A 12,231-nucleotide genomic window follows, 5' to 3' on the forward strand; every position below is an offset into this window, starting at 1 on the left:
CCCGACTGCCTGCCGGTGTCCAGCAAGCTGCCCGTCTTGCCGAGATCGGATTGCGGCGGCCATCGACGACGCCGGGGTGCGAGTGCGAGCGGCGGTTCCCGACGCACGCGATACTTCGGCCGCGTCCGGATCGACTACCCGGCGTCGGGTTCGATTACACCGGTTTGCGGTGCAGGCGTTCGGATTCCAGCAGTTCGATCGGGTCGGTGCGCAGCCCGAACTCGCGGCGCAGCACATGCCGCACGGCGAGCATGCCGTTCATGCCGTGCACCCCCGGGCCGGGCGGGGTGGCCGACGAGCACAGGTAGACGCCGGGAAGCGGTGTGCGATACGGATTCCAGCGCGGGACCGGGCGGAAGACGGTCTGGCGCAGGGTCATCGCGCCCGCGGAGATATCGCCGCCGACATAGTTGGCATTGTGAGCGGGCATGGTGGCGGCGGTGCGGACGTGCGAGGCGAGAATCAGGTCGCGGAAGCCGGGGGCGAAGCGCTCCACCTGCGCGATGACGGTCTCGGTCAGATCGCGGGTGGATCCGTTGGGCACATGCGCGTAGGTGTAGAGCGTGTATTTTCCTGCGGGAGCACGGGTTTCGTCGACCACGCCGGGCTGGATGGCCAGCACGTAGGGGCGTTCGGCGTGCTCGCCGCGCGCCACCGCCTGTTCGGCCGCCACGAGTTCGGCGCGACTGCCCGCCAGGTGCAGGGTGCCCGCGCGGTCGCAGCCGACGGCCTGCCACGGGACGGGTCCGGAGAGCGCGAAGTCCACCTTGCAGGCCGCGCCGCCGTACCGGAAGCGTTGCAGCGCGGCGTCGTAGCGGGCGGGCAGGCGGTGTTCGGCGATGCGGCGCAGTTCGGCCGGGGCCAGGTCGAGCAGCACCGCGCGCACATCCTCGAACTCGTCGATGGAGTCGACGCGGTGGCCGGTGAAGATCTGTCCGCCATGGGCTTTCAGGTCGTCGGCGAGGGCGTCGACGATGGCCTGCGAGCCGCCGCGCGGCACCGGCCAGCCGCCCACGTGAGCGAGAGCGCCCAGCAGCATGGCGACACCGGCGGCCGGTACGGCACGCGGCGGGATGATGGCGTGCGCGGCGACGCCGGTCAGCAGGGCGGGGGCGAGCTGTTCGCGGAAACGCAGATTCCACAGCGGACTCGCCTGTTCCAGCAGGCGTTTGGCGAATCGCAGTTCGATGCCGGGGTCCAGGCGCAGCAGTCCCAGCGGATCCAGTGGTGGATGCCGCAGATCCGACATGGCCAGGCCGACCAGGTCCTCCCACTTGCGCACCAGCGGTCCGAACAGCCGCCGCCAGTTCTTGCCGTCGCGGCCCAGGCCGTCCACGGTCTGTTCGAGGTCGTGCCACGCCAGGCCCGCCACCCCGCCGTCGAGCGGATGGGCGTAGGACACCTGCGGCGCAAGCAGTTCCACACCGTGCGCGGGCAGGTCGAAGGCGCGGAAGAAGGGCGAGGCGACCGCCATGGGATGCGCGCCCGCGCACACATCGTGCCGGAAGCCGGGCAGGGTGAGTTCGGCGGTGCGACAGCCGCCGCCGACCGTCTCCTCCGCCTCGTACACCTGGACATGCAGTCCGGCGCGGGCCAGGATCACGGCCGCCGCCAGCCCGTTCGGCCCCGACCCGACCACCACAGCGTCAGCCATGATCACACTCTAGGCCCCGGCCCGGTGGTGAGCGTCCGCCCGAAAGGTGAATTCTGTCCGGGATCACCCTGATCTGACGGAATCGATCAATCGAGTCGGTCCGCTGGCCGGCGGTGCATCCGAATCGCCGGGCGCCACGCACGAAAGCGGGAAGGGCGAATCGGGCGAAAGCATCGCACAGCGATTAATCCACGTCCGCCGGTCCGTCATACCTTCCGAACCCCGAGAAGGAGCCCACTCATGACCACCAAGCCCCACGGACCCGCGTCCTACTTCCCCGCCATCGAAGCCAAGTACGGCCGCACCGTGGACGAGTGGTTGAGCGCCGTCCGGGAATCCGGTCACAACGGTCACAAAGACCTGGTGAACTGGCTGAAGAGCGAACACGGCATGGGCCACGGTCACGCCACGGCCATCGTTCAGTACCACCTGAATCCGGAGAAGTGGGCGGTCTGACAGCCTGTTGAACAACCCAGGTTGACGGGTTACTCGACAGCGCCCTTCTCGGGCGTCCGGCACTCACACCGCGAGCGGCTGAGTGTCAGTTCCCGCGTCCACCGGGCCGGTTGCACCGACACCTGCGGGGTGTCGGTCAGCGCCTTCCCGTCGGCGGGCTTTGGTGACCCGGCCCCCTGCTGGAAGGTCCGGGGATCGTGATAGGTCTTTCACCATGGCAGGCCAGCGGGCGAGGTTGACCGCCGCGTTCACATCCCGATCCAGCTGTAGCCCACACACGCACGTGAACACCCGATCGGCCAAACGGAGGCGAGTGTTGACGGTGCCGCAGGTAGAGCAGCGTTTGCTCGACGGGAACCACCGATCAGCGATAGCGACGGTGCCTGCGCGCCAGTTCTGTTTGTAGCGCAGGATGCGCGCGAACTCGGCCCACCCGGCATGCGCCATCGGGTGTCCGGACGCCGGTATCAGACGTCGGTGGAGAAGCGGATGCCGCCGTCGGGCAGTTCGACGCCGGGCCAGACGCGCGCACCGCGTAGTAGTTCGCAGCGGGCGCCGACATTGGCGCCGTCACCGATGACGGCGTCGCGGACGAGGGCGCGCGGACCGATGCGGGCGCCGAAGCCGATGATGGAGCGTTCGACAGTGGCCCCGGCCTCGACGCAGGCTCCGTCGAAGAGGACCGCGCCGTCGAGACGGGCGCCCGCGCCGACCTCGGCGCCGCGGCCGACCACGGTGCCGCCGATGAGGAGGGCGCCGGGGGCCACGCCCGCGCCGGCGTGGACCAGGGATTCGCCGCGCTGGCCGGGCAGGGCCGGGGAGGGGGCGATGCCGCGCACCAGATCGGCCGAGCCGCGGACGAAGTCCTCGGGGGTGCCCATATCGCGCCAGTAGGACGTGTCCACGTGGCCCTGGATGTGCGCGCCCTCGGCGAGCAGGGACGGGAACACCTCGCGCTCCACCGATACCGGTCGTCCGGCGGGGATCTTCTCGATGTACTCGCGGCGGAAGACGTAGCACCCGGCGTTGATCTGGTCGGTCGGCGGGTCCTGGGTCTTCTCCAGGAAGGCCGTGACGCGGCCGGACTCGTCGGTGGGCACGCAGCCGAAGGCGCGCGGGTCGCCGACGCGGACCAGGTGCAGGGTCACATCGGCGTCGGTGGTGTGGTGGGTCTCCAGTACCGCGCCCAGGTCGGTGCCGCCCAGCACGTCACCGTTGAACACCATCACGGTGTCGGCGCGCAGCTTGGGCAGCACATTGCGAATGCCGCCGCCGGTGCCGAGCGGTTCGGTCTCGGTGACGTAGTCGATCTCCAGCCCGAAGTCGGATCCGTCGCCGAAATGCTCCTCGAAGACCTCGGCCTTGTAGGAGGTCCCGAGCACCACGTGGTGGATTCCGGCGTCGGCGATGCGGGCCAGCAGATGCTGTAGGAACGGCAGGCCGGCCGTGGGCAGCATCGGCTTGGGTGCCGACAGAGTCAGCGGACGCAAGCGCGTCCCCTGGCCTCCGACCAGGATCACCGCATCCGTTCCGTTGGACATCTTCTCCCCTGTTTCAGGTCGTCATTCGGTCGCGTCGGCGCATGCCGAGCTGTCCGGCCGCGCACACAGCGCGGCCGGGTCATTGTGCCTGAGCGGACCGCTCAGTCCGTACCGGCCGCGCGGTCGCGTTCGCGCAGAGCGGATCGAACCGCAAGCCTGCACCGGATCGCAAGTCCGGCCTTGAGCGCCCACCGCAGCGGCGCCTGCCACCAGTGTGGATGCCGGTCGGCCTGGAAGCGGTAGGCGCTGGCGTGGTGGGCGGGCAGCATGGCCTCGGGGTGCTTGCCGGCGGCATGGCCCTTGGCATGCGTGACCTCGGCCGATGGCACGAATACATTGTGCCAGCCCGCCTTGCCCATGCGGTCGCCGAAGTCCACGTCCTCCATGTACATGAAGTACCGGGAGTCGAAGCCGTCGATGGAATCGAAGGCGGCGCGGCGCACCAGCAGGCAGGAACCGGACAGCCAGCCGACCGCCCGCTCGGATATCTCCTCGTTGTCCTGCCGGTAGCGCAGGGTCCACGGATTGGACGGCCACAGCGTGCCGAGAATGGCGTGGCCCGCACCGTCGGCCAGCCCGGGCACCCGCCGCGCGGACGGGTACACGCTGCCGTCGGGCTCGCGCACCATGGGTCCGAGCGCTCCGGCGCGCGGCCAGCGTTCGGCGACGGCCAGCATCTCGTCGATGGAATCGGTACCCCACCGGATATCCGGGTTGGCGATGAGGATGAACTCGATCTCCGGATCGATCTCGGCGACGGCGCGATTGATGGCGCCGCCGTAGCCGATGTTGCCGCCGGTGCGTAGCAGCCGCACATTTTCGTTGGCGTCGGCGACCAGTTCCGGCACGCCGTCGTTCGATCCGTTGTCGGCCAGGATGACCTGGGGCTTCTCGCTGGTGGCGGTGGCGAGGGTGCTGATGAAGTGCTCGAGGTGCTCACCGGGCGAGTAGGTCACCGTGACGACGGCCAGTGTCGGCCGTCCGACTGAATCCGAGGGGCTCACGGGCGACCAGCCTAGTCGGAAGCGGCGGCGAGCGCGTCGTTCAGCGCATCCTGCCAGGGGCGCAGTGGCGACAGCCCGGCCGCGGTCCAGGACGTCGTGGACAGAACCGAATATGCCGGGCGGGGAGCGGGTCTCGGGAAAGCCGAGGTCGAGCAGGGCCGGACCCGGTCCGGATCGGCTCCGATATCGGCGAACACCGCTCGCGCCAGATCGAACCAACTGGCCTGTCCTGCGTTGGCGGCGTGCAGAATTCGCGGCGCGTCGGGATGTTCGGCGAGTTCGACGAGCGCCGCCGCGAGATCGGGGGCGTAGGTGGGCGAACCTATCTGATCGTCCACCACGTCGACGGTCTCCCGTTCCCGCTCCAGACGGCGCATGGTGGCGACGAAATCGCCGCCCGCCCCGGTGTACACCCAGGCGGTGCGCACGATATGACCGGTGTCGGGCAGCAGATCCGCCACCGCCCGCTCCCCCGCCAGCTTGGACTTGCCGTACACCGAGGCCGGCCCGGTGGGGTCGGTGGTCTCGTACGGTCGCGATCCGGTGCCCGGGAACACGTAGTCGGTGGAGACGTGGATGAGCCGCGCCCCGACCTCCCCGCACGCCACCGCCAGCGCCATCGGCCCGCGGGCATTGACGGCGCAGGCCGCGTCGACATCGGTTTCGGCCCGGTCCACGGCCGTGTAGGCGGCGCAGTTGATCACCACATCGCCGGACCGCAGCGCGGCGCGCACCGCGTCCAGATCGGTGATGTCCAGGTCGGCGTGGGTGTAGCCGCGGGCGTCGGGCGCGAGGTCGAGCAGCGCACGGCCCAGCTGACCCCGCGCCCCGGTCACCACCAGCCGCCCGGTGACAGGTGTCACGGAGGGGAGAGTCACGCCGGCCAGTCTGGCACGTCGCGCCGGCCGGGCGGCCACCGGTGCGACCTGCCGGAACGACGGCGGTCCCGGCGCGCGGTCGCCATAGCCGCCGGACAGCGCCGGCCGCGCGGCACGCAACGCACGGGTAGCGGCTTCCACCGTCCCGCTCCGTCGCGCGTCTAGCCTGCACTCAGGGGGTAGTTCCACGGATACCGACCGGGACGCTGTCCGGGCCGGGCAGTGGGCACGGTCGGGAAAGGATACGGGGATTGCCGGAACGCACGAGGGTATCGACGCCGCTGCCATCGCGACGACCGGCCGCGCGGACGCGGGCCGGGCGGCTCGGTGCGCTGCGCGCGCTGTCCGCCGCCGCCGCGGTGGCGGTGCTGGTCGTGACCGGTCTGGGCTGGCATCAGGTGGACGGGTTGGTGTCGAGCATCGAGCGCATCGGCAATCTCGGGCTGGGCGGAGGCCGCGACGGCGCGGTGGACATCCTCATGGTCGGCATCGACAGCCGCACCGACGCGCACGGCAATCCGCTCACCGACACCGAGCGGGCCCTGCTGCACGCCGGTGACGAGGAGGGCCTCAATACCGACACCATCGTGCTCATCCGGGTGCCCAACGACGGACGTTCCGCGACGGCCATCTCCATCCCGCGCGACTCGTACGTGGACATTCCGGGCCAGGGCCGGGGCAAGATCAATTCGGCCTTCGGCACCACCAAGTTCACCGAACAGCAGAAGCTGCTCGACAAGGGTGTGGACTCGACCGCGGCCGATGCGAAGTCCACCGAGGCCGGGCGGCAGGCGCTGATCAAATCGGTCGCCAACCTGACCGGCATCACCGTTGACCACTACGCCGAGGTGGGTCTGCTCGGTTTCGTCCTGCTCACCGATGCCGTGGGCGGTGTCGAGGTATGTCTGAACGACGCCGTCTACGAACCGTATTCGGGCGCCGACTTCCCCGCCGGCGAGCAGCGGCTCGACGGTGCGCAGGCGCTGAGCTTCGTGCGGCAGCGGCACGGACTACCCCGGGGCGACCTGGATCGGATCGTGCGCCAGCAGGTGTACATGGCGCAGTTGGTGAATCAGGTGCTGAGCGCCAAGACGCTCACCAATCCGGGCCGCCTGCAACAGCTCAGCGACGCCGTAGGGCGCACCGTGGTGCTCGACGACGGCTGGAACGTGCTGGACTTCCTCGGCCAGCTCCAGGATCTCTCCGGCGGCCAGGTGAAATTCGAGACCATTCCGGTCGAAGACCTCAACGGCCTCACCGACGACGGCGTCTCGGTGGTGAAGGTCGATCCGGAGGCCGTCCAGAAGTACGTGGCCGCCATGGTCGGCGAGGAGAAGCCGGAGGAGAAGAAGGACGGCGTCGACCCGTCCACCGTCACCGCCGATGTGTACAACGCCAGCTCCATCGGAGGCCTGGCCGGTCAGGTGTCACAGGCGCTGGCGGGCAAGGGGTTCGGCACCGGCACCGTGGACAACTGGATCGGCGGCCCCGTCCAGAGCAGCCGGGTGCTGGCGAGCAGCGCCGGCGATCCCGGGGCGCGCGCCGTCGCCGAGGCCCTGGGCGGCCTGCCGGTCATGAGCGAGGCGGGCCTGGCGGCGGGGGCGGTGCGTGTGCTGCTGGCGGGTGACTACTCTGGTCCGGGCTCGTCGGCGGACGGCGGCGTCGACTTCACCGGAATGTCGACCACCCCCACCCCGGTGCCGCCCGCCCCACCCATCGACGCCGGGCAGAACGGACCGAAATGCGTGAACTGACCGAGACCCTCACCGAAGCGGTGCTCGACCCGATCCTCGCCCGCGACCCCGCGGGCCCCCGCATCACCTACTACGACGACGCCACCGGCGCGCGTATCGAACTGTCCGCGCTCACCCTCGCCAACTGGGCGGCCAAGACCGCCAATATGATCCGCGACGAATTCGGGCTCACTCCCGGCGCGCGGGTGGCCGTGCTGCTGCCCGCGCACTGGCAGACCGCCGCGGTGCTGCTGGGCTGCTGGTGGGCGGGCACCGAGGTGGTGCTGCGCGCCGACCCGGACGCCGAGCTGGCGCTGGTGACCGCCGACCGCGTCGACGAGGCCGACGGCATCGCCGAGGTGGCCGCGCTGTCGCTGGATCCGATGGGCATGCCGGTGCGGGATCTGCCGGTCGGCGTCACCGACTACGCCACCTCGGTGCGCGTGCACGGCGATCAGTTCCTGCCCGGCGGCGTCGGTGCGGCGCTGGACGGCATGACCGCGGGCGCGGTCCTGGACGAGGCCCGCAAATCCGCCGCGCGGCAAGGCTTCACGGCCGAGGACCGGGTGCTGTCGACCACGCCGTGGGAGACGCCGACCGAGCTGATCGACGGCCTGGTGGCGGTGCTGGCGGCAGGTGCGTCGCTGGTGCAGGTGGCGCATCCGGATCCGGCGGCGCAGGAGCGGCGGGCGGCCAGCGAGCGGGTCACCGCGCGCCGCGGCGACTGATCGACGCCCGCGCGCGCCGCGGTACGCACTCATACCACGGTAGGACGTGCGGTTCCCGCCGTGGAACGTTTCGCCGGACACACCGGTTTCCGTACCGTCTAGGCATCCGACGACGACGGGAGTCAGCGGCGATGATGCCTCGGTACTGGATTCGATGGATGGTGGAGCAGGGTGCGCACCGCTGGGTGATGCGCTGGCAGGCCCGCCGCGGCGACCCGTTCGGCAAGTTGCACACCGAGCCGGAATCGCAGCGCGACCCGTATCCGCTCATCGAGGAGTTGCGGGCGCGGGGGCGGCTGGTGCGAACCCCGTACGCGTGGATCACCACCGACTACGAGATCAACCGAAGCATGCTGCGCGACAACCGCTTCGGCGTCTTCGTTATCGACAATGTGAACACCCCCGCACCGGTGCGCGCCCTGGTGCGCAAGGCCGCGCTGCCCGCCAATCCGGTGGAGCCGCCGTCCATGCTCACCATCGACCCGCCCGATCACACCCGCATCCGCAAATCGGTGTCCGCGGCCTTCACCCCGCGCGCCATCGGCCGCCTCCGGGATCGGGTGGAGTCGGTCACCGCGGAACTGATCGACGCGCTCCCGGCGAACGAATCGACCGACCTGGTCTCCGCCTTCGCCGCGCAGGTGCCGATCGCCATCATCTCCGAGATGCTCGGCTTCCCGGACGACATGCGCGCGGAGTTCCTGGAGTGGGGCGACCGCACCACGCCCATGCTCGATCTGGGGTTGACCTGGCGCAGCTGGCGCGGCGCGGCGGGCGCCATCGCGCAGATGGACCGCTACCTCGACGGACATATCGCGCGGCTGCGCCGGGAGCCGGGCGAGGACATCCTCAGCAGCCTGGTCACCGCCGGACACCTCGACGAACGCGAACTGAAGGCCACCGCCACCCTGCTCATGGGCGCGGGCTTCGAAACCACCGTCAACCTCATCGGCAACGCGGTGGTGCAGTTGCTTGCGCATCCGGAGCAGCTGGCGCGGCTGCGCGCGGAACCGGACCTGTGGGCCGGTGCGGTGGAGGAGGTGCTGCGGTTCGATCCGCCGGTGCGCACGACCGCCCGGCAGGCGCTGTGCGATGTGGAACTCGACGGCGTCCGGCTGCGGCGGGGCGCGGTGGTGGTGCTCTCGCTGGCGGGGGCCAATCGGGATCCGGGAATGTTCACCGACCCCAACCGCTTCGATATCACCCGCTCGAACGCCCGTGAGCACCTGACCTTTTCGAGCGGCATCCACACCTGCCTGGGGGCCGCGCTGGCGCGGATGGAGGCCACGCACGCGTTGCGCACCCTCTTCGAGGAGTTCCCGGAGCTGTCGCTGGCGGGCGAACCCGAATTGCGACAGCTGTTCACGCTGCACGGATATCAGCGCATGCCGGTGGCGCTCGGCAATCGAGCGCACGCGCCGGTCTAGTAGAAGCCCACGGCCTCGCTGCCCCACACCGCGTTCCGGTCGCGGTCGGGGTCGTCCACCACCCGGTCGTTGGTGTCGATGACCAGGGTGGTGCGGGTGTTCTCGTGGTAGGGCGGCCAGTGTTTGGACCCGTCCAGCGCCGCGGGCACCCCGTGTTCGGCGAAGGCCAGCCAGCGCCGCATGATGCGGCCCGAAACCTCCTGCGCCACTTTTCGTCCGCCCAGCCAGAAGGTCGGGTCGTAGTTGAAGGAGCCGAAATTTCCGAAGACGTACGGCAATTCGGTGGCGTGTCCGGCGCCGACCCGGGCCGCGCGCAGCATGGGGGTGGCGTAGTCGAAGCGATACATCCAGGTGGGCGAATGCCGGGAGTGGGCGTCGGCCACCCAGTGCGCGGGCATCCGGAACGCGGCGTCGGTGGACATGGCCAGCGCCCCGCGCGTGGAGCTGAGATCCGGGTAGGCGGAGGTGATCTCGGCGATCCGCTCGTGCGACAGCCCCGGATGCTCCTCGGCCACGCTGCGCAGCATGGCGTTCACCGCATCCGGGGTGACCGGCATGATCGGCGAGCGGAAGAACCGGAACAGCGACGCCTCGTCCTTGTTGGTGCCGATGATGAGCGGCACCCGATGCGAGCGTCCGTCCCGGAAGCGTTCGGTGGGATACGCCGGGAGGATGTCACCGTCCACCACCGGAGCGGCGGCCAGGCGGCCGGGTTCGGTGAGCGGCACCTCGTCCAGCAGCACCCCGGCGGCCGGGAGCAGCACGTCGATCGGACATTCCAGCAGGTCGCGCACGCGCTCGCGGGGCAGGTCCAGGATCTCGAGGTAACGGCGGGCCACGGCCTCGGTCCGCTCCCGGCCGAAAACCGTGGTGGCGGGCGGTGATTCGGCGATGGCGCGATGGAACAGGCCCGCCGCGCGAGGTGCGGTCAGCAGCGCGGTCACACAGCCCGCGCCCGAGGATTCCCCGAACAGGGTGACATTGCCCGGATCGCCGCCGAAGGCGGCGATATTGTCGCGCACCCATTCCAGGGCGGCGATCTGGTCGCGCAGACCCAGGTTCGGCGTGAACTCCGGCCCCAGCGAGGACAGGTCGAGGAAGCCGAGCACCCCGATCCGGTAGTTCACCGACACCAGGATCACATTGCCGGTCTCCACCAGTTTGCGGCCGTCGTAGATCTCCTGGGCGGCGGTGCCCAGGCAGTACGCGCCGCCGTGCAGCCACACCATGACCGGGCGGGGTTCGTCGGCGGGCGCGGCGGGGGCCCACACGTTCACCCACAGGCAGTCCTCGCCCATACGCAGGGTGGAATCGACCGGCACCATGACGCCGAGGGTTTGCGGGGCGATCTCGCCGTACTCCAGGCAGTCGCGCACGCCCTCCCAGGGCTCGGGTGGTCGCGGCGGCGCGAACCGGTGTGGTCCGGCCGGCGCGGCGGCGTAGGGGATGCTGCGCCAGACGTGCACATCGCCCTCGCGGCGGCCGCGCACCGCCCCGTATTCGGTCTCGGCCACCGGGCCGTTCGCGAGAACATCCGCCTCGAGGGCGTCGAAGGGTTCCGCAGCACTCACACCAGACCTCCTCGTACTCCGTCATCGAGGGTACTGGCTGATACGACCGCGCTATCGACACCGCCGACCAGCGTGGCGTTGGTCTACCCTGACGTCGTGCCGAGTTATGCGTACCGCTGCCGCGGCTGCGGCGACACCTTCGAACTGACGCGTCCCATGGCCGAGGCGTCCGCACCGGCCACCTGCCCGCACGGGCACGAGGACACCGTGAAACTGCTGACCACCTTCGCGGCGGTCACCCGCGGGGGCGGCAGCCCGGCCCCCGCCGCCCCCGCGGCCCCGGCCGGCGGCTGCTGTGGCGGCGGCTGCTGCGGCTGAGGCCACGACAGTCCGGGCTGTCGCGATCGCGCGTCGTCGTTTCCCCCGACGGCGGCGACGGTGTCCGCTGTTGCCCACGGTCCGCACGCTGACGCCGGGGTGATCGCACCCCTGCGTACGGCCGGGCCGCTGATCGCATGGCCCGGCAGCGGTCCGGGTGACCCCATGATCCGCCGGTCCGGGTGACCCCATGGCCCGCCGGTCCGGGTGACCCCACGATCCGCCGGTCCGGGTGACCCCATGGCCCGCCGGTCCGGGTGACCCCATGGCCCGCCGGTCCGGGTGACCCCACGATCCGCCGGTCCGGGTGACCCCACGATCCGCCGGGGTGGGTGACCACGGATGACTCGCCCGCGGTCCGAACGCCCGTGCGGCACCGCGGCTGCGGCGACGGCAGTCGGCTCATGGCCGGACCGAGAACGGCTCGGCCGATCGGGGTCCATACGCGGCGGCAGGCCCGAACGCGCCCGGCTCACGACGCGGCTGATTCGGGGCGACCGCGTCGGGCTCGGGAGTGACGGGCGCGCGTCAGTCCGGGCTCTCCTGGCGTTTGTCGGTGTGACCGAGGGAGCGGCCGGGGGCCACCTTGTCGCGGACGCGCTGTTTGAGCACGGCTATATCGGGAAAGCCGCCGTCGGCCTTGCGCTCCCAGATCTGATCGCCGTCGACGCTGATGCGGAAGATGCCGCCCTCGCCGGGGACGAGCGCCACCTCGGAAAGGTCGGTGGCGAAGGTGCTCAGCAGTTCCTGCGCCATCCAGCCGGCGCGCAGCAGCCAGCGGCATTGCGTGCAGTACTCGATCGCGACGCGAGGCATGATGCGCACCCTACCGCGCCGGTGCGACGGGTCCGGGGCGCGGTGCGACGCCGGTCCGAGCGCGGTGCGACGCCGGTCCGGAGCGCGGTGCGACGCCGGTCCGGA

12 protein-coding genes are annotated in these 12,231 nt (G+C 70.7%); 5 read left to right on the forward strand and 7 right to left on the reverse strand.

From position 1 onward, the window contains the following. Positions 1–154: 154 nt before the first annotated feature. Positions 155–1,654, reverse strand: a complete 1,500-nt coding sequence (locus QMO76_RS08630; protein ID WP_306360671.1) for an NAD(P)/FAD-dependent oxidoreductase — start codon at positions 1,652–1,654, stop codon at positions 155–157. Between the two features lie 240 nt (positions 1,655–1,894). Here QMO76_RS08630 and QMO76_RS08635 point away from each other — a divergent pair, with 240 nt between their 5' ends. Then, on the forward strand, positions 1,895–2,110 hold the full coding sequence (locus QMO76_RS08635; RefSeq protein WP_306360672.1) for a DUF4287 domain-containing protein: 216 nt from the start codon (positions 1,895–1,897) through the stop codon (positions 2,108–2,110). Between the two features lie 63 nt (positions 2,111–2,173). Here the strand turns inward: QMO76_RS08635 and QMO76_RS35315 are convergent, their stop codons facing one another. The 4 genes from QMO76_RS35315 to rfbD all read right to left on the reverse strand — a co-directional run bounded on the left by QMO76_RS35315 (position 2,174) and on the right by rfbD (position 5,533). Then, complete coding sequence (locus QMO76_RS35315) at positions 2,174–2,557, reverse strand: zinc ribbon domain-containing protein (protein ID WP_372341924.1); 384 nt, start codon at positions 2,555–2,557, stop codon at positions 2,174–2,176. Positions 2,558–2,577: 20 nt separating this feature from the next. Continuing rightward, a complete protein-coding gene (locus tag QMO76_RS08640; RefSeq protein ID WP_306360673.1) occupies positions 2,578–3,651 on the reverse strand; it encodes an NDP-sugar synthase in 1,074 nt (357 codons plus the stop codon). A 101-nt stretch (positions 3,652–3,752) separates the two neighbouring features. After that, on the reverse strand, positions 3,753–4,655 hold the full coding sequence (locus tag QMO76_RS08645; RefSeq protein WP_306360674.1) for a glycosyltransferase family 2 protein: 903 nt from the start codon (positions 4,653–4,655) through the stop codon (positions 3,753–3,755). An 11-nt stretch (positions 4,656–4,666) separates the two neighbouring features. Continuing rightward, on the reverse strand, positions 4,667–5,533 hold the full coding sequence (gene rfbD, locus QMO76_RS08650; protein WP_306360675.1) for a dTDP-4-dehydrorhamnose reductase: 867 nt from the start codon (positions 5,531–5,533) through the stop codon (positions 4,667–4,669). Between the two features lie 251 nt (positions 5,534–5,784). Between rfbD and QMO76_RS08655 the strand changes: the two genes are divergently transcribed. The 3 genes from QMO76_RS08655 to QMO76_RS08665 all read left to right on the forward strand — a co-directional run bounded on the left by QMO76_RS08655 (position 5,785) and on the right by QMO76_RS08665 (position 9,421). Further along, positions 5,785–7,287 carry an LCP family protein gene (locus QMO76_RS08655; protein ID WP_372341925.1) on the forward strand — a complete coding sequence of 501 codons (1,503 nt, stop codon included), beginning with the start codon at positions 5,785–5,787 and terminating at the stop codon, positions 7,285–7,287. Continuing rightward, the gene (locus tag QMO76_RS08660) at positions 7,275–7,994 is read left to right on the forward strand and encodes a TIGR03089 family protein (RefSeq protein WP_306360676.1); all 720 of its coding nucleotides are present in this window, start codon (positions 7,275–7,277) and stop codon (positions 7,992–7,994) included. The genes QMO76_RS08655 and QMO76_RS08660 overlap by 13 nt, the downstream gene beginning before the upstream one ends. Positions 7,995–8,125: 131 nt before the next feature. Then, the gene (locus QMO76_RS08665) at positions 8,126–9,421 is read left to right on the forward strand and encodes a cytochrome P450 (protein ID WP_372341926.1); all 1,296 of its coding nucleotides are present in this window, start codon (positions 8,126–8,128) and stop codon (positions 9,419–9,421) included. Here the strand turns inward: QMO76_RS08665 and QMO76_RS08670 are convergent. Next, the gene (locus tag QMO76_RS08670) at positions 9,418–10,935 is read right to left on the reverse strand and encodes a carboxylesterase/lipase family protein (protein ID WP_306361121.1); all 1,518 of its coding nucleotides are present in this window, start codon (positions 10,933–10,935) and stop codon (positions 9,418–9,420) included. The genes QMO76_RS08665 and QMO76_RS08670 overlap by 4 nt on opposite strands. A 153-nt stretch (positions 10,936–11,088) precedes the next feature. Here QMO76_RS08670 and QMO76_RS08675 point away from each other — a divergent pair, with 153 nt between their 5' ends. Next, positions 11,089–11,310, forward strand: coding sequence for a zinc ribbon domain-containing protein (locus QMO76_RS08675; RefSeq protein ID WP_306360678.1), 222 nt, complete (start codon positions 11,089–11,091; stop codon positions 11,308–11,310). Between the two features lie 528 nt (positions 11,311–11,838). Here the strand turns inward: QMO76_RS08675 and QMO76_RS08680 are convergent. Then, complete coding sequence (locus QMO76_RS08680; RefSeq protein WP_306360679.1) at positions 11,839–12,126, reverse strand: SelT/SelW/SelH family protein; 288 nt, start codon at positions 12,124–12,126, stop codon at positions 11,839–11,841. Positions 12,127–12,231 lie beyond the last annotated feature (105 nt).

The organism is Nocardia sp. CC227C (assembly GCF_030767025.1).
Lineage (GTDB): Bacteria > Actinomycetota > Actinomycetes > Mycobacteriales > Mycobacteriaceae > Nocardia.